The organism is Leisingera aquaemixtae, assembly GCF_001458395.1.
Classification (GTDB): Bacteria; Pseudomonadota; Alphaproteobacteria; order Rhodobacterales; family Rhodobacteraceae; genus Leisingera; species Leisingera aquaemixtae.
In genome coordinates, this window is sequence record NZ_CYSR01000030.1 from 352,970 (window position 1) to 369,533 (window position 16,564).

Consider the following 16,564-nt stretch of genomic DNA (forward strand, 5'->3'; position numbering starts at 1 on the left):
GCCAAACCGCGCGCTGCATTTGCTGAAAAAATGCGCTGAAAGCGACCGCTGCGGCAGAATTCTGCATGCGGGCCGGCCCGAGGGGCGCGGAACGGCAAACGCCGCGCGTCAGCGCGGCGCCCGGCCCAACGGCTTTGGGCCTTTCTGTGAAAGGGTCAAAGCGGGCGGGAGTGCCCCGCCCTGCCCTCAATCCCCCGGCGTTATTCTGCCGCCTGCTTGACCGGCATGCCGCCCCGGCGCAGGGCTGCCAGCAGCTCCTCGCGCCGTTTGGCGGCCTTTTGCTCGTTCGCCATCTTCACCGGACCGAACCCGCGGATCTGCAGCGGCAGTTCGGCCAGGGCCACCAGCGGCTCCATGATTTCAGGCGATGCTTTCGGCAGCCATTCCTGCATGTCACCCTCATACTGCTTGATCAGCGCCCGCTCCATCCTGCGCTCCTCGGTGTAGCCGAAGATGTCGAGCGGGGTGCCGCGCAAGGATTTCAGCTTGGCCAGCAGGCGGAACCCGCGCTCCATACCTGCGCCGAACTTGCGCTTTTGCGGGCGGCCGTTCGGGTCGGTGCCGCCCAGCATCGGCGGCGCCAGGTGGTAGGAGAGCTTGAGGTCGCCCTCAAACTCCGCTTCTGCCTTGGCGCGGCTGTCCAGCAGCAGGCGGGCGACCTCGTATTCGTCCTTGTAGGACAAAACCTTGTGATAGCCCTTTGCCACCGCCTCTTTCAGCGCCGGATCGCTGATCCCGTCCAGCAGCTTGCCATACCGCTTGGCCAGCCCCTTTCCTTGATAGGCCACCAGATGACCGGCGCGGAAGGCGATTTTCTCGTCCAGCGTCTTGGGTTTCTCCACCACCTTGGGCTGGATCAGTCGTGCGGCCTCTTCCGGGTGCAGCACCGCCCAGCGGCCGATGTCGAAGGCGCGCTTGTTGCGCTCCACCGCGGCGCCGTTCATCTCGATCGCCTGTTCAATCGCCTCAAAGCTGACGGGCACCAGCCCCTTCTGCCAGGCGCCGCCGAACACCATCATGTTGGAAAAGATCGAGTCGCCCATGGTGACGCGCGCCAGCTCGGAGGCGTCAAACAGGTCCAGCCGGTCGCGCAGGCGCGCCTGCAGAGCGACCTCCAGCCGGTCGGTGGGGACGGCGAACTCTGTGTTGCGGGTGAATTCGCCGGTGATGATCTCGTGGCTGTTCACCACCGCGCCGGTCTGGCCGGTTGTGGTCAGGCCCAGGGTCTTGGCACCGGCGCTGACCACCAGGTCGCCGCCGATCAGCGCATGCGCCTCGCCGGTGGCGACGCGGATGGCAGAGATATCCTCCGGCTTGTTGGCGATCCGGCAGTGGATATGCACCGCGCCGCCCTTCTGGGCGAGGCCGGCCATCTCCATCAGCCCGGCACCCTTGCCGTCGATCTGTGCCGCCTGCGCCAGCACCGCGCCGATGGTCACCACGCCGGTGCCGCCGACGCCGGTGATCACCACGTTATGGGTGCCGTCGATCTCCGGCAGCACCGGCTTGGGCAGATGCGGCAGGTCGATGGCTGCTGTCGCCTCCTTGCGGATCTTGGCGCCTTCGACGGTCACGAAGGACGGGCAGAAACCGTTCAGGCAGGAGAAGTCCTTGTTGCAGGACGATTGATCAATGGCGCGCTTGCGCCCCAGTTCGGTGTTTTTCGGCACGATGGAGACGCAGTTCGACTGCACCCCGCAATCGCCGCAGCCCTCGCAGACGTCGGAGTTGATGAACACCCGCTGGTCGGGATCGGGGAACTGGCCGCGCTTGCGGCGGCGGCGTTTCTCGGCGGCGCAGGTCTGGATGTAGATGATGGCAGAGACGCCCTCGACCTGCTCGAACTCGCGCTGGATCTTCATCATCTCAGCGCGTTCATGCATGCGCATCCCGGCCGGGAATAGCTTGGCGTCGACGTCTTCCTTCTCATCATAGACCACCGCGATGGTCTTCACGCCCATCGCGGTCAGCTCGTGCGCGATCTGCTGCGCCGTCAGCCCGCCCTCAGCCTGCTGGCCGCCGGTCATCGCCACCGCGTCGTTATAGAGGATCTTGTAGGTGATGTTGGTGCCCTCGGCGAGCGCCGCCCGGATCGCCTGCACGCCGGAGTGGTTGTAGGTGCCGTCGCCCAGGTTCTGGAACACGTGCTTGCGCGTGGAGAACGGCGCCTCGCCGACCCAGTTGACGCCCTCGCCGCCCATATGGGTGAAGCCGGTGGTCTCGCGGTCCATCCACTGCACCATGAAATGGCAGCCGATCCCCGCATAGGCGCGGGAGCCGTCCGGCAGCTTGGTGGAGGAGTTGTGCGGGCAGCCGGAGCAGAAATAAGGCAGACGGGTGGCGATTTCCTCGGCGTTGTCGGCGCGGCGCGCGTCGGCAAGGCTTGCCAGCCCGGCGCGGAGCGCCTCGGTGTCACGGCCTTCCTCAATCAGGATGCTGCCCAGTTTCTCGGCGATCATGATCGGGTCCAGCGCGTAGCGGGTCGGGAACAGCTCATCCCGGTGCATGGAGCCGGCACCGCCCTTGTACCAGCCATAGACGCGGCGGCCCTGGCGGGTGTCAAAAATCGCTTCCTTGATCTGGATCTCGATCAGCTTGCGCTTTTCCTCGACCACCACGATCAGGTCCAGGTCTTCGGCCCAGTCGTTGAAGCCTTTCATGTCCATCGGCCAGGTCTGCCCCACCTTGTAGGTGGTAATGCCCAGCCGCTCGGCCATGTTTTCGTCGATGTTCAACAGCTTAAGCGCATGCACCAGGTCGAGCCAGTTCTTGCCCGCGGCGACAAAGCCGATTTTGGCGCCGGGCTTGCCCCACATGCGCTTGTCCATCTTGTTGGCATGGCTGAACGCCTCTGCCGCAAAGCGCTTGTAGTCGATGATGCGGTTTTCCTGGCGGAAGCGGTCGTCGTCCAGGCGGATGTTGAGGCCATCGGCGGGCATGTCGAACTCCGGCGTGACCAGCTGCACCCGGTCCGGGCGCGCGTCGACGACCGAGGTCACCTCGATGGTGTCCTTCATGGTCTTAAGGCCAACCCAAAGGCCGGAGAAGCGGCTGAGCGCATAGCCGTAGATGCCGTAGTCCAGGATTTCCTGCACGCCGGCCGGGCTGACGATCGGCAGGTAGCAGTCCAGCAGTGACCATTCCGACTGGTGCAGCACGGTGGAGCTTTCGCCGGTGTGGTCGTCGCCCATCGCCAGCAGGACGCCGCCGTGCTTGGAGGTGCCGGCCATATTGGCATGACGCAGCGCGTCGCCAGAGCGGTCGACGCCCGGACCCTTGCCGTACCACAGGCCAAAGACGCCGTCGTATTTGCCCTCGCCGCGCACCTCGGCCTGCTGCGCGCCCCAGAGCGCGGTGACCGCCAGATCCTCGTTCAGCCCGTACTGAAAGGTGACATCCGCCGCCTTCAGGTGCTTTTCCGCGCGGCTCATCTGCAGGTCCACCGCACCCAGCGGCGAGCCGCGGTAGCCGGTGACCAGACCGGCCGTGTTCAGGCCTGCCGCATTGTCGCGGTGCTTCTGCATCAGCATCAGCCGCACCAGCGCCTGGGTGCCGTTCAGCAGAACCGGCGATTTGGTCAGATCGTATTTATCATTGAGTGAGATCTTTTGCGTGCTCATCGTGGCCTCCTCAACCGGGACTAGCTTGCACTTCCTGGCCCGAAGAATAGGTCATAATTGCTGACCTGAATAGCCGCTTTTTTTTGTTTTCGCTCGCTTGCGTCACGAAAACTGATACATAACTAAGATTTCATATAGTCGGCCCCGAACGCACAGAAAGTAACGGATATGGATTGGGACAAGCTCAGAATATTTCACGCGGTGGCGGACGCGGGCAGCCTGACCCATGCCGGCGACAAGCTGAACCTGTCGCAATCGGCGGTCAGCCGCCAGATCCGGGCGCTGGAAGAGAGCCTGAACGCCACTCTGTTTCACCGGCATGCGCGCGGGCTGATTCTCACCGAACAGGGTGAGCTGCTGTTTGACGCCACCCAGTCCATGACTGCGCGGCTGGAGGCGGCCTCTGCCCGCATCCGCGACAGCGAAGAAGAAGTGTTCGGCGAATTGCGGGTGACCACCACCGTGGGCTTCGGCACCCTGTGGCTGGCACCGCGGCTGACCAAACTGTATGAGCAGTACCCCAACCTCAAAATCGACCTGATGCTGGAGGAACGGGTGCTGGACCTGCCGATGCGCGAGGCCGATGTGGCGATCCGCATGAAGGAGCCCAGCCAGGCCGATCTGGTGCGCAAGCGGCTGATGACCGTGCGCATGGGGCTCTATGCAACGCCGGCCTACCTGGAGAAGCACGGCAATCTGGAAACATCCGCCGACATTTCGCAGCACCGGCTGATCTGCCAGAACCAGCGGTCTGCCCAGGTGGGCTCTGCCGCGGTTCTGGGCAAGAAGCTGATGGCGCAGGATCCGGCATCCCTGCTGACCGTCAACAACTATTTCGGCGTGCTGCAGGGGGTTCTGCACAATCTGGGCATCGGCATTCTGCCCGACTATGTGACAGAAGAATTCCCGCAGCTGGTCGAGGTGCTGCCGGACGAGGACCAGAACGAGGTTCCGGTCTACCTCGCCTATCCGGAAGAGCTGCGCCATTCGCAGCGGGTCGGCGCCTTCCGCGATTTTGTGCAATCCGAGATCATGGAACACCGCAAGCACATGAAGGCGCTGGGCAAGCTGTAAGCCCGGCTGACGCCGCCACGGAGCGTTCCAGCCGCAGTGCGGCGGCCGGCCGGCGTGCGTCCGGCCTGTCCCGGGACCGCCGCCCCAGCCATGCAAAAACCGCATAGCAGCATTGACACCCATTTATTGTTAATCCCCTTGAAGGGGCAGGCCCGGAGCCCTAAATGAAGCTCATGAAGGCGGCGGCAACGCCTCCCTTCATACCTCCCTGTTGGACTTCGGCCGAGCTTAGTGCTCGGCCTTTTTTTTGCGCGCAACCGGCTGGCATATAAGCACTGTTTCGGCGCTGCAAACACCTGCCCCCCCGGCCATTGGCCTTTGCAGCGCCGGTCCGGCGCGGATCGCCGGCTGCCTGGGCTGTTTAGCACCGGTGCGGGAAAGGACGCCCGCACATTCTTACTCTTTCCGGCGGCCTGCATTCGCAATGCTTGTATTTTCAGCGCTTTGCCTGCCCGCTGCCGCAGTTTCCGCCGCTTTCAGAACTCCGCGGTGCCATCTGCGGCCGCGGGGCACGGCGGCGGGCGCGCTGCGGCGCAAAGACGCCGCCTGCGGCATCTGCCGGGGATTCGACTAATTCCACTTCCCCCGCGCCCCTCCTTGCCCTAAAAGGCGCGCAATCGCAGCCATTGGGGACGTTTACGGATGCAGGAACCCGCCATCACGCCTGAATTGATTGCCAATCACGGGCTGAAGCCCGAGGAATACGATCTGATCCTGGAAATCATCGGGCGGGAGCCGACCTTCACCGAGCTGGGGATTTTCTCGGCGATGTGGAACGAGCACTGCTCCTATAAGTCCTCCAAGAAATGGCTGCGCACCCTTCCGACCGAAGGCCCGCAGGTGATCTGCGGCCCCGGCGAGAACGCAGGCATCGTGGACATCGGCGACGGCGATGCCGTTGTTTTCAAGATGGAAAGCCACAACCACCCCTCTTACATCGAACCCTACCAGGGCGCGGCAACCGGGGTTGGCGGCATTCTGCGTGACGTCTTCACCATGGGCGCGCGGCCCATCGCCTCGATGAACTCGCTGTCGTTCGGCGAAACGTCGCACCCCAAGACCCGCCGGCTGGTCAACGGAGTGGTTGAGGGCATCGGCGGCTATGGCAACTGCTTTGGCGTGCCCTGCGTCGGCGGCGAAGTGCGCTTCCCCCCCGCCTATAACGGCAACTGCCTGGTCAACGCCTTTGCGGCGGGCCTCGCGCGCACCGATGCAATCTTCTACTCCGCCGCGTCGGGCGTGGGCATGCCGGTTGTGTACCTGGGCGCCAAGACGGGCCGTGACGGCGTTGGCGGCGCCACCATGGCGTCGGCGGAATTCGACGACACCATCGAGGAAAAGCGCCCCACCGTTCAGGTCGGCGACCCCTTCACTGAAAAACGCCTGATGGAAGCCACGCTGGAGCTGATGCAGACTGGCGCGGTGATCTCGATCCAGGACATGGGCGCGGCAGGCCTCACCTGCTCTGCCGTGGAAATGGGCGACAAGGGCAAGCTGGGCGTGCGCCTGGACCTGGAAAAGGTGCCGCAGCGCGAAGAAAACATGACCGCCTACGAGATGATGCTGTCGGAATCCCAGGAGCGGATGCTGATGGTGCTGAAGCCAGAGCTGGAAGCCGAGGCGCGCGCGGTGTTCGAAAAGTGGGATCTGGACTTTGCCATCGTCGGCGAGACCATTGCCGAAGACCGCTTCCTGATCATGCACAACGGCGAAGTGAAAGCCGACCTGGTGCTGTCCAAACTGTCCTCCACCGCGCCGGAATACGACCGCCCGTGGGTGGAAACCCCGGCAGCCGAGCCGCTGAGTGACGCGGATGTGCCGACCATCGACCCGATCGACGGCCTCAAGGCGCTGCTGTCCTCCCCCAACTATGCCGGCAAACAGTGGGTTTACGAGCAGTACGACACCACCGTAATGGGCGACACCCAGCGCCGTCCGGGCGCGGGCTCCGGCATCATTCGGGTGCATGGCACCGACAAGAAGCTGGCGTTCACCTCCGACGTGACGCCGCGCTACGTCAAGGCAAACCCGTTTGAGGGCGGCAAGCAGGCGGTGGCAGAGGCCTACCGCAACCTGACCGCGGTCGGGGCCAAGCCGCTGGCAACCACCGACAACCTGAACTTCGGCAACCCTGAAAAGCCGGAGATCATGGGCCAGTTCGTCGGCGCCATCAAGGGCATCGGCGAGGCGGTTGCCGCGCTGGACATGCCGATCGTCTCCGGCAACGTGTCGCTGTACAATGAAACCGATGGCAAGGGCATCCTGCCGACCCCGACCATCGGCGCCGTGGGCCTGATTGCCGCCGGAGAAGAGCCGATCATCGGCGAGGCACGCGACGGCCATGTCGCCCTGCTGGTGGGTGAAACCATCGGCCACCTCGGCCAGTCGGCGCTGCTGGCAGAGGTTTTCAACCGCGAGGACGGCGACGCCCCGGCGGTGGACCTGGAGGCTGAGAAGCGCAATGGCGAATTCATCCGCGCCAACCGCGATTTCATCAAGGCCTGCACTGACCTCGGCGACGGCGGTCTGGCGCTGGCGGCGTTTGAGATGGCCGAAGAGGCCGGCGTCGGCGTGCAGATCGATGCGGGCGACACCCCGACCGTGTTCGGCGAAGACCAGGCGCGCTACCTGATCGCCTGCAACTTTGACCAGGCTGAGGCGCTGATGCTGGCCGCAGGCCAGGCGGGCGTGCCGCTCACCTCCGTCGGCAAGTTTGGCGGCGACATGGTGAAGATCGGTGCTTCCGAGGCGCCGCTGGCTGAGCTGAAGGACATCTTCCGCTCCAGCTTTGCCGCAGCCGTGGCCTGAGGCGCGGCGCTGCCCCTTGGGGCGGCAGATACATGATCAAGGGCGGGATGGCACAGCCGTTCCGCCTTTTCCTTTTGACACGTCCTATGACACAGGGACCGGCCCATGACCCTTCCTGACCTGACAGAGGATTGCAGCCGCTGCGCGGGCCTTTGCTGTGTGGCCTATCCGTTTGAGGCGCATGAGGATTTCGGCCTGCTGAAGGACGCGGACACGCCCTGCCCCAACCTCGCCCCGGATTTCCGCTGCACCATTCACGAGGATCTGGCCAAATGCGGCTTTGGCGGCTGCGCCGCCTACTCCTGCGCCGGCGCCGGCCAGCGGGTGACGCAAGAGCTGTTTGACGGCGAAACCTGGCGCGATGATCCCGACCTGCTCACCCATATGACCCATGCCTTGCGGGTGGTGCGCCCGATCCACGAGGCGCTGCTGGTGCTGCAGGAGGCTGCCGCACTGCCGCTGCCCAAGCCCCTGCAGGACCGCTGCGCAGAGCTGACCCGGGCGCTCTGCCCTCAAAACCCGGCTTCGGTCTGGGACTTTGAGGAGGACAGCGTACAGGAGGCGCTGGCCAGCCTGCCGGACTTTGTCGAAAGCCTGGCCCCCTTTGCCCGGGACGGCTGCTAATCCTGCTTGCACAGCCCCCGGCGCCCCCCTACATTTTTGGCAAACAAGACAAAGGACTTCCCCGGATGCCCATGCAAGCCCACGAAATCGAAGAACTGCTGCGCGCAGCTTTCCCGGATGCCGAAATCCAGGTTGGCGGCACCGATGGCGTTCACATGTCGGCGATGGTCGTCGACGAAAGCTTCCGCGGCAAGAACCGCGTCCAGCAGCAGCGCGCCGTCTATGCCGCGCTCAAAGGCAAGATGGACGGCCCCGAAGGCGAACTGCACGCGCTGGCGCTGACAACCAAAGCGCCGGAATAACGTTCCATGTCATTGTTCGCCTCCATTCTGGTGCTCGGCATTGTGGTCATGACCGCCGTTGTTGCGGTCGTCTCCCAGCGCCGCCGCCCGCTGGAGGATGATGATACGGACCCGGGCTACCACACCCTGCGTTCCGACTATCAGTCGGGCATGGGCGGCGGATCCGTTCGCACTTGGAAGGTTCCCAAAGACCCGCAGGAATACGCGCGCTTCTTCGTGCCCAAGAGCAACCGGAAATAGCGCAGAACCGGTCCCGGCATGCCCGACGGGGCGGATTGGCAAAACCCGCGAAACTGCCTATATGACGGCCAACGCAAACGGCGCAGCAGCCGAAAGGAAATGTACATATGACCGACGCAAAGAACCGCATCGACGAAACCGTCAAAGCCAATGACGTGGTGCTCTACATGAAAGGCACCAAGGAAATGCCGCAGTGCGGCTTCTCCTCGCGTGTGGCGGCGGTGCTGAACTATATCGGCGTGGACTACACCGATGTGAACGTGCTGGCCGACGAAGAGATCCGGTCCGGCATCAAGGAGTATTCCGACTGGCCGACCATTCCGCAGCTCTATGTGAAGGGCGAGTTTGTCGGCGGCTGCGACATCATCACCGAGATGGCCCTGTCGTCGGAGCTGGACACCCTGTTCGAGGACAACGGCATTTCCTTCAACAAGGAAGCCGCCGACAAGATCCGCGAAGCCAACGCCTGATTTCCGTCAGCGGCGGCAAGAAAAAAGGCGCCCCAGCGGCGCCTTTTCCTTTTTCGGGCAACGGCTTGGGACAAAATCCTCAGCTTGCCGCCTGTTCCTCGACCTGCTGGGCCAGCGCCTCGGTGCGGGCGGCCAGTTCGGCCAGGCTTTCGGTCACCTGCGGCGGCACCACCGCCACCTCGACCCGCTCAGGCTCCGGCGGGGGCGCAGATTTCAGCGCTTCCAGCTCCTGTACGCGCTCGGCGAGTTCGGCCTCCACTTCCTTGATCCGGTCCTCGACGGCAGCGGTCTTGTCGGCCAGCATCAGCCCGGCCATCAAGAGCATCCGCGCCTCGGGCATCCGGCCGATCTGGTCAGACAGCACCTGCGCCTCGTCGTCCAGCATCTTGGCGGCAGAGTGCAGATAGCTTTCCTCGCCCTCCTGGCAGGACACTTCAAAGCCGCGGCCGCCGATATGAATGGTCACTTCGGGCATCAGACTTCCTCTCCTTCCGGCAGATTGCGGGCGGTGGCCAGCAGCGGTTCCAGCTTTGCCAGCACCGCGTTGACCTGGGCCTGGTCGCTGGCCTGGGCTGCGCGCAGGCCTTCGATTTCCGCCTCCATTGAGGCATTGATCAGCCCGGCATCGCCAAGGCTCTGGGCGTTGGCCTCGCGCAGCGCCGCGTTGGAGGCGCGCAGTTCCTCATTGGCTTGGCGCAGCTGCTGCAATTCGCTGTCCAGCCGCAGAAGGGCCTCGTTCTGGCGCGCGATCTCCGCGCTCATGTCCGGTGCCGCGGACGGCTCTGCAGCGGGCTGCGCGGCGGAGGCGCCGGGCTCCTCCAACTGGGCCTTCAGGCTGTCATTTGCGGCCTGCGCTTCGGCAAGCTGGTCTTCCAGCCTTTCCCTGTCGCTGGCGGCAGTGTTGGCCGCGGCCTCAATCTGGCTTTTCAAACGCGCAACTTCGACCCGCAGCGCTTCTTTTTCGGCCGGGTCGCCGGCCTCGTTGCGCAGCAGCTGCAGCTCCGCCTGCATTGCCGCAACGTCATCAGCGTCGGCAGGCGCCTTGCTTTCGGCCTCCTGCAGGCGGGCGTGCAGCACCTTCACCCGCTCTTCCAGCTGGGCGTTGGCGGTTTTCTCTTCATCCAGAGCCTGCTCCAGCGCCTCGTTGGCGGCATTCGCAGCCGCCTCCTCGGCAGCCCTGGCGGCTGCGGCAGCGGCTTCCGCCGCCTTCACCTGGTCCGCCGCGCGGGCCTCCTGCAGAGCTGCCGTGCCTGCGCTGATGCGCTCCAGCGCGGCCTGGATGCGGCCTTGCAATTCTTCGATCTGGTTCATGCCTGTCCCTCACCCGTCCACATCAGTTCACTCTTCTTTTGCCGGTGCCTGCGCGAATCGCGCACGCGGCTCTGACATGGGCCAGTTATTCCCTATCAGGGATAAAACACCCCCCCTTGTCTTTCAACCACTTGCCGCGCCAACTTCGCGCAGGGCAGCAGACATGCGCGCAACCGTGCTTGATCTTTGGCTCATCGCTGCTATTGAGCGCACCAATTGCCTGTAACGCCAAAGGAACAATCCCAGTGGACCTGACAGCCCTGCGCACCGCCAATCCCGAGCATTGGAACAAGGCCGCCGCCATCCGAGCGCTGGCCCTGGACGCCGTCGCCGCCGCCAACTCCGGCCACACCGGTATGCCGATCGGCATGGCCGATGTGGCGACCGTTCTGTTTGAAAAACACCTCAAATTCGATGCATCCAACCCGTCCTGGCCGGACCGCGACCGGTTCATCCTGTCGGCGGGCCACGGCTCGATGCTGATCTATGCGCTGCTGTATCTTGCCGGCGACAGCCAAGTCACCCTGGATCAGATCAAGAACTTCCGCCAGATGGGCGCGATCACCGCGGGCCACCCGGAGAACTTCCTGGTCGACGCTGTCGAAGTGACCACCGGCCCGCTGGGCCAGGGCATCTCCAACGCCGTCGGCTTTGCCATGGCAGAGGAAATGCAGCGCGCCCATTACGGGCGTAAGGTAGTCGATCACCACACCTATGTGATCGCCGGCGACGGCTGCCTGATGGAAGGCATCAGCCAGGAGGCCATCGGCCTTGCAGGCCGCCACCAGCTGGGCAAGCTGATTGTCTTCTGGGACAACAACAACATCACCATCGACGGCACCGTCGAACTGTCCGACCGCACCAACCAGGTGCAGCGCTTCAAGGCGTCGGGCTGGCAGGTGCTGGAAATCGACGGCCACGACCCCAAGGCCATCGACGAGGCCATCGAGGCGGCGAAGAAATCGAAAAAACCGTCGATGATCGCCTGCAAGACCCATATCGCCCTGGGCCACGCCGCGCAGGACACCTCCAAGGGCCACGGCGCGCTGACCGATCCCGAGCAGCTGCAGGCGGCCAAGGACGCCTATGGCTGGACCGGCGGTGCGTTCGAGGTGCCGGCAGAGATCAAATCCCAGTGGGAAGAAATCGGCGCCCGCGGCAAATCCGAGCGCGAAGCCTGGGAAGCCCGCTTTGCGGAGCTGTCGCAGCAGAAACAGGACCGTTTCAACCGCGCCTATGCGCTGGAGGCGCCGAAAAAGCTGTCGGCCACCATCAAGGCGCTGAAAAAGCAGGTCTCCGAGACCCAGCCATCGGTTGCCACCCGCAAATCGTCGGAAATGGTGCTGGAAGTGATCAACCCGATCATGCCGGAAACCGTGGGCGGCTCCGCCGACCTCACCGGCTCCAACAACACCAAGACCGGCGACCTGGGCGTCTTTGACACCGACAACCGCAAGGGCCGCTATGTCTACTGGGGCATCCGCGAGCACGGCATGGCCGCAGCGATGAACGGCATGGCGCTGCACGGCGGCATGCGCCCCTACGGCGGCACCTTCTTCTGCTTCACCGACTATGCCCGCCCGGCGATGCGCCTGGCCGCCCTGTCCAAGATCCCGACCGTGTTTGTGATGACCCACGACTCGATCGGCGTCGGCGAAGACGGCCCGACCCACCAGCCGGTCGAGCATCTGGCGATCTGCCGCGCGACCCCGAACACCTATGTGTTCCGCCCCGCCGACACCGTGGAAACCGCCGAGGCCTGGGAAATTGCCCTGACCTCCAAGGAAACCCCGTCGGTGCTGGCCCTGACCCGGCAGAACCTGCCGACCGTCCGGACTGAGCACAAGCTCAGCAACATGGTCGAAAAAGGCGCCTATGTTCTGGCCGAGGCCGAGAACAAGCGCCAGGTGATCCTGATCGCCACCGGCTCCGAGGTCTCCGTTGCGATGGACGCCAAGGCCAAGCTGGAGGCTGAAGGCATCGGCACCCGCGTCGTCTCCATGCCTTGCATGGAGCTGTTTGCGCAGCAGGACGAAGCCTACCGTCGCAAGGTCCTGCCCGCAGGCCCGGTCCGCGTCGGCATCGAAGCGGCTGTCCGCGCCGGCGGCTGGGACCGCTGGCTGCTGGGCGAGCGCGGCCAGGAGAAGAAAGCCGGTTTCGTCGGCATGGACCGCTTCGGCGCCTCTGCGCCTGCAGGCGAGCTGTTCGAGAAGTTCGGCATCACCGCCGAGGGTACCGTGGCGAAGGTGAAAGAGCTGCTGGGGTAATTGCTCCGAAAGCCAAAAAAGAAGGGCACCCAATCGGGTGCCCTTTTTCATTGCGGCCAGAAAAGGGCGTCACAGTCCAGATGAACCGGCGCCCGGGCCGAGGGGTGGGCGTGAAGCGCCCTCGCCATGCTGAAAGCATGATGGGGTCGGTCCGGGCGCTGCCCGTGCTTTGCACGGGCATTTCGCTCAATGGCTTGCAGTCTTCCCAGATACCGCCGCAATCGCAGGCCCAATCACCTTGGTCGCCAGCGGGATCAGCACCAGCCCCCACGCCAGGCCGAACACTCCATCCATCGCCGCCTTGGCCGCCCATTCCGCAGCGCCGGTCCAGTCCGCTGGCACCGCGTGGCCCACGGCATAGGCCCAGTCGTGAATGTGATGGCCGAGCCAGCCAAAGCCCAGCACCTCCAGCCCGTGGATGATGATGGAGCCGCCGACCCACAGCATCGCCGCGGTGCCGACCACCGACAGGATCTTCATCAGCACCGGCATGAACTTGACCAGCCCGCGTCCCAGGCCGCGGCCCGGGGACGTCAGCGCGTTCTGCGCCAGGTACAGCCCCACGTCGTCCATCTTCACGATCAGCGCGACAGAGCCGTAGACCGCCAGCGTCACACCGATGGCAACCACCGCCAGCGTCGCTGCCTGCATCCACACCGTCGGCGCCTCGATGGCGGCCAGCGCGATGGTCATGATCTCCGCCGACAGGATGAAATCGGTCTTGATCGCGCCCTTGATCTTCTGCTCCTCCAGATGGCCGGGGTCCTTGATGCTCATGTCCTCGTCAATGGCATGGCTGGCGTGCGGGAACAGCACGTGAAAGATCTTCTCCGCCCCCTCGAAGCACAGGTAGGACCCGCCCAGCATCAGCAAGGGCGTGATGGCCCAAGGCGCAAAGTTCGCCAGCAGCATCGCCACCGGCAGCAGCAGGATCAGCTTGTTGAACAGCGACCCGCGGGTGATGCGCCAGATGATCGGCAGCTCGCGCGCAGGCGCAAACCCCTGCAGGTACTTCGGTGTCACCGCCGCGTCGTCGATGATCACCCCCGCCGTCTTGGCGCCGGCCTTGCCCGCCGCCGCCGCCACATCATCAACGGAGGCCGCCGCCACCTTGGCGATCCCCGCCACGTCATCCAGAAGCGCCAGCAATCCGCTCATGCCAATATCCTCAAAACCTATCCGCTTTAACAGGCAATCTGCCCGCTTCCGCGAGGCAGCACAAGCGTTAGCGCCACCGCGCCGGAGCCGCGGATTTCCGTTAACGCCACCGCCGCAGAGCGTTACCGCCAACATCATGATTTTGCGCTAACAGTTTCATTTAATGACGCTTTTACCCCTTTAGACCACATGGCCGCCGGTCTATATGGCGGCCAAAGGTTTTTGCTCGCTTGGAGACGTACTCATGACCATCAAAGTCGGGATCAACGGTTTTGGCCGCATCGGCCGCTGCACCCTGTCGCATATCACCGCCTCGGGCCGCGACGACATCGAAGTGATCAAGGTGAACGCCACCGGGCCGCTTGAAACCGCAGCGCATCTGATCAAATACGACTCTGTGCATGGCCGTTTCCCGGGCGAAGTGACCATCGGCGACGGCACCATGAACCTGGGCCGCGGCGACATGCAGATGTTCTCCACCTACGACATGAACGAGCTGGACTGGTCGGGCTGCGACGTGGTTCTGGAATGCACCGGCAAGTTCAACGACGGCGAAAAGGCCAAGGCGCACCTGGAGCGCGGCGCGAAGAAAGTGCTGCTGTCCGCCCCCGGCAAGAACGTCGACAAGACCATCGTCTATGGCGTCAACCATGACCAGCTGGCATCCGGCGACACCATGATCTCCAACGGCTCCTGCACCACCAACTGCCTGGCGCCTCTGGCCAAGGTGCTGGACGAGGCGTTCGGCATCGAGCACGGCATCATGACCACCATCCACGCCTACACCGGCGACCAGCCGACGCTGGACCGCCGCCACAAGGACCTGTACCGCGCCCGTGCCGCCGCCATGTCGATGATCCCGACCTCGACCGGCGCCGCCAAGGCCCTGGGTGAAGTGCTGCCGAACCTGAAAGGCCGCCTGGACGGCTCCGCCATCCGCGTGCCGACTCCGAATGTCTCCGCCGTCGACCTGACCTTCCGCGCCGGCCGCGACGTGACCGCTGAGCAGGTCAACGCCGCCGTCAAGGAAGCGGCTGAAGGCCCGATGAAGGGCGTGCTGGGCTATGAGCCGGCGCCGCTGGTCTCCGTCGACTTCAACCACTCCCCGGAAAGCTCGATCTTCGCGCCGGACCAAACCCGTGTGGTCGAGGACCGCATGGTGCGCGTGCTGGCATGGTACGACAACGAATGGGGCTTCTCGGTGCGCATGGCCGACGTGGCCGTTGCCATGGGCAAACTGGGCTGATCCCAGCCTAACCCCTTGAGACTTCACGCCCGCTCAGGTTATCTGGGCGGGCGTTTTCCTTTGCGGCGGAGCTGTCATGACCAACCGGATTGCCCTTGCCCTGGGCCTGTTCCTGATTGCCGCCGCCGTCATTGACATTGCCCTGTTCGGCGACCGGCACATGATCTTTCTCGGCAAGAAGCTGTTTTCGCTGATCGACTGGGTCGCTTTCTGGCGCTGATCCGCCCGCCGCTGCCGCTGCCTCGGCGTGCTCCGAGCCCCTCTTTTTCAGCTTGGCAGGGGCTGGCGCCCCTGCCCGCGCGCGCAGCGCGCCGCCGAAAGCACAAAGCCGGGAGTCAGCCCGGCTTTGCCTGTGTCCGATACTGTGAACGCGGTCAGGCGGTCTTGCCCAAACGCTCCAGCAGCTTTTCCTTGACCAGCGGGCTGACGAACTTCGAAACGTCCCCGTCCAGCCGGGCGATTTCCTTGACCAGCTTGGAGGCAACCGCTTGATGCCGGGCCTCCGCCATCAGGAACACCGTCTCGATCGAGCTGTCGAGCACCCGGTTCATACCGACCATCTGGAACTCATACTCGAAATCGGCCACCGCCCGCAGGCCGCGCACGATGATCTGGGCACCGACGTCGCGGGCGCAGTTGATCAGCAGGTTCTCGAACGGATGCGCGACAATCTCGGTGCCGGTCTCCTCGCTCAGCTTGGCGCATTCCGCCTCGATCATCCCCACCCGCTCCTCCAGCGGAAACAGCGGCCCCTTGTCGCGGTTGATCGCGACGCCGATCACCAGCTTGTCTACCAGCGCGCTGGCGCGGCGGATGATGTCGATATGCCCGATGGTGATCGGGTCGAAGGTGCCGGGATACAGACCCACACGCATGGGCGGCCTCCTGCCTTGTCAGAATTTCTGCGCACGCAAACACATTTGCGGCTGGCAATGCAAGGGGGCAGAAATACGGACGCCCCGCCTGCGGCAAGGTCCCGAATGCCCGCCTGCGGCTCAGTGCCCCATGATCATGTCCTGCAGCGCGTCCTTCTCCATCGCGACCTGCGCCAGCTGCGCCTTGACCGCATCGCCAAGGGTCACGATTCCCACAAGTTTTCCGTCCTCGACCACCGGCATGTGGCGGAACCGCCCTTCGGTCATCTGCTTCAGCAGTTCGCCCACATTGGACTGGGTGGTGCAGGTCACCAGTTCGCGCGTCATATAGCCGCTGACCGGCTTGTCCAGGCAGGCGGCGCCTTCCTTCGACAATTCCCGGACGATGTCCCGCTCCGACAGGATGCCATCAGGCGTTACCCCGTCCGCGGACACGACAACAGAGCCGAACTTGTTTTCTGCCAGAAGCCGGGCGGCATCCGACACGCTGGCATCCGGTTTGACAGTGACCACACCGCTGGTGGCTTTGGACTTCAAAATGACCTGAACGAGCACGCTGCAGACCTCCT

At 64.3% G+C, this 16,564-nt stretch carries 15 protein-coding genes; 9 read left to right on the top strand and 6 right to left on the bottom strand.

Annotated features, from left to right (window positions below; translation table 11 throughout):
* Positions 1-200: 200 nt before the first annotated feature.
* Positions 201-3,620, bottom strand: coding sequence for an indolepyruvate ferredoxin oxidoreductase family protein (locus PHA8399_RS15295; protein WP_058286977.1), 3,420 nt, complete (start codon positions 3,618-3,620; stop codon positions 201-203).
* Between the two features lie 168 nt (positions 3,621-3,788).
* On the opposite strand from PHA8399_RS15295, the gene PHA8399_RS15300 reads away from it, so the two are divergent.
* The 6 genes from PHA8399_RS15300 (at position 3,789) to grxD (ending at position 9,138) form a co-directional block, all read left to right on the top strand.
* On the top strand, positions 3,789-4,694 hold the full coding sequence (locus tag PHA8399_RS15300; RefSeq protein ID WP_058286978.1) for a LysR family transcriptional regulator: 906 nt from the start codon (positions 3,789-3,791) through the stop codon (positions 4,692-4,694).
* Between the two features lie 642 nt (positions 4,695-5,336).
* Entirely contained in the window at positions 5,337-7,502 is a 2,166-nt protein-coding gene (purL, locus tag PHA8399_RS15305; RefSeq protein WP_058286979.1) for a phosphoribosylformylglycinamidine synthase subunit PurL, read from the top strand.
* Between the two features lie 105 nt (positions 7,503-7,607).
* Entirely contained in the window at positions 7,608-8,126 is a 519-nt protein-coding gene (locus PHA8399_RS15310; protein ID WP_244270236.1) for a hypothetical protein, read from the top strand.
* A 65-nt stretch (positions 8,127-8,191) separates the two neighbouring features.
* Positions 8,192-8,428, top strand: a complete 237-nt coding sequence (locus tag PHA8399_RS15315) for a BolA/IbaG family iron-sulfur metabolism protein (protein ID WP_058286980.1) — start codon at positions 8,192-8,194, stop codon at positions 8,426-8,428.
* 6 nt (positions 8,429-8,434) lie between these two features.
* On the top strand, positions 8,435-8,668 hold the full coding sequence (locus PHA8399_RS15320) for a hypothetical protein (protein ID WP_058286981.1): 234 nt from the start codon (positions 8,435-8,437) through the stop codon (positions 8,666-8,668).
* A 107-nt stretch (positions 8,669-8,775) separates the two neighbouring features.
* Positions 8,776-9,138 (top strand): Grx4 family monothiol glutaredoxin, encoded by a 363-nt coding sequence (grxD, locus tag PHA8399_RS15325; RefSeq protein WP_058286982.1) that lies wholly within the window; start codon positions 8,776-8,778, stop codon positions 9,136-9,138.
* A 79-nt stretch (positions 9,139-9,217) separates the two neighbouring features.
* On the opposite strand, the gene PHA8399_RS15330 is transcribed toward grxD, so the two are convergent.
* Both PHA8399_RS15330 and PHA8399_RS15335 read right to left on the bottom strand, forming a co-directional pair.
* The gene (locus PHA8399_RS15330) at positions 9,218-9,613 is read right to left on the bottom strand and encodes a cell division protein ZapA (RefSeq protein WP_058286983.1); all 396 of its coding nucleotides are present in this window, start codon (positions 9,611-9,613) and stop codon (positions 9,218-9,220) included.
* Positions 9,613-10,449 carry a coiled-coil domain-containing protein gene (locus PHA8399_RS15335; protein WP_058286984.1) on the bottom strand — a complete coding sequence of 279 codons (837 nt, stop codon included), beginning with the start codon at positions 10,447-10,449 and terminating at the stop codon, positions 9,613-9,615. The genes PHA8399_RS15330 and PHA8399_RS15335 overlap by 1 nt, the downstream gene beginning before the upstream one ends.
* A 245-nt stretch (positions 10,450-10,694) precedes the next feature.
* On the opposite strand from PHA8399_RS15335, the gene tkt reads away from it, so the two are divergent.
* Complete coding sequence (tkt, locus tag PHA8399_RS15340) at positions 10,695-12,716, top strand: transketolase (protein WP_058286985.1); 2,022 nt, start codon at positions 10,695-10,697, stop codon at positions 12,714-12,716.
* 186 nt (positions 12,717-12,902) lie between these two features.
* On the opposite strand, the gene PHA8399_RS15345 is transcribed toward tkt, so the two are convergent.
* Positions 12,903-13,874: a DUF808 domain-containing protein gene (locus PHA8399_RS15345; RefSeq protein ID WP_058286986.1), complete on the bottom strand. Its 972-nt coding sequence runs from the start codon at positions 13,872-13,874 to the stop codon at positions 12,903-12,905.
* A gap of 244 nt (positions 13,875-14,118) precedes the next feature.
* Between PHA8399_RS15345 and gap the strand changes: the two genes are divergently transcribed.
* On the top strand, positions 14,119-15,120 hold the full coding sequence (gap, locus tag PHA8399_RS15350) for a type I glyceraldehyde-3-phosphate dehydrogenase (protein WP_058286987.1): 1,002 nt from the start codon (positions 14,119-14,121) through the stop codon (positions 15,118-15,120).
* 76 nt (positions 15,121-15,196) lie between these two features.
* The gene (locus PHA8399_RS22675; RefSeq protein ID WP_058286988.1) at positions 15,197-15,340 is read left to right on the top strand and encodes a hypothetical protein; all 144 of its coding nucleotides are present in this window, start codon (positions 15,197-15,199) and stop codon (positions 15,338-15,340) included.
* A gap of 154 nt (positions 15,341-15,494) precedes the next feature.
* On the opposite strand, the gene coaD is transcribed toward PHA8399_RS22675, so the two are convergent.
* Both coaD and PHA8399_RS15365 read right to left on the bottom strand, forming a co-directional pair.
* The gene (gene coaD, locus PHA8399_RS15360) at positions 15,495-15,995 is read right to left on the bottom strand and encodes a pantetheine-phosphate adenylyltransferase (RefSeq protein WP_058286989.1); all 501 of its coding nucleotides are present in this window, start codon (positions 15,993-15,995) and stop codon (positions 15,495-15,497) included.
* Positions 15,996-16,115: 120 nt separating this feature from the next.
* Entirely contained in the window at positions 16,116-16,550 is a 435-nt protein-coding gene (locus tag PHA8399_RS15365) for a CBS domain-containing protein (RefSeq protein WP_058286990.1), read from the bottom strand.
* Positions 16,551-16,564 lie beyond the last annotated feature (14 nt).

Coding starts and splice junctions, on each gene's coding strand:
- PHA8399_RS15310 (WP_244270236.1), top strand. CDS start 7,608: ATGACCCTTCCTGACCTGACAGAGGATTGCAGCCGCTGCGCGGGCCTT.
- PHA8399_RS15320 (WP_058286981.1), top strand. CDS start 8,435: ATGTCATTGTTCGCCTCCATTCTGGTGCTCGGCATTGTGGTCATGACC.
- PHA8399_RS15315 (WP_058286980.1), top strand. CDS start 8,192: ATGCCCATGCAAGCCCACGAAATCGAAGAACTGCTGCGCGCAGCTTTC.
- PHA8399_RS15335 (WP_058286984.1), bottom strand. CDS start 10,449: ATGAACCAGATCGAAGAATTGCAAGGCCGCATCCAGGCCGCGCTGGAG.
- grxD (WP_058286982.1), top strand. CDS start 8,776: ATGACCGACGCAAAGAACCGCATCGACGAAACCGTCAAAGCCAATGAC.
- PHA8399_RS15295 (WP_058286977.1), bottom strand. CDS start 3,620: ATGAGCACGCAAAAGATCTCACTCAATGATAAATACGATCTGACCAAA.
- purL (WP_058286979.1), top strand. CDS start 5,337: ATGCAGGAACCCGCCATCACGCCTGAATTGATTGCCAATCACGGGCTG.
- PHA8399_RS15330 (WP_058286983.1), bottom strand. CDS start 9,613: ATGCCCGAAGTGACCATTCATATCGGCGGCCGCGGCTTTGAAGTGTCC.
- PHA8399_RS15300 (WP_058286978.1), top strand. CDS start 3,789: ATGGATTGGGACAAGCTCAGAATATTTCACGCGGTGGCGGACGCGGGC.
- coaD (WP_058286989.1), bottom strand. CDS start 15,995: ATGCGTGTGGGTCTGTATCCCGGCACCTTCGACCCGATCACCATCGGG.
- PHA8399_RS22675 (WP_058286988.1), top strand. CDS start 15,197: ATGACCAACCGGATTGCCCTTGCCCTGGGCCTGTTCCTGATTGCCGCC.
- PHA8399_RS15345 (WP_058286986.1), bottom strand. CDS start 13,874: ATGAGCGGATTGCTGGCGCTTCTGGATGACGTGGCGGGGATCGCCAAG.
- gap (WP_058286987.1), top strand. CDS start 14,119: ATGACCATCAAAGTCGGGATCAACGGTTTTGGCCGCATCGGCCGCTGC.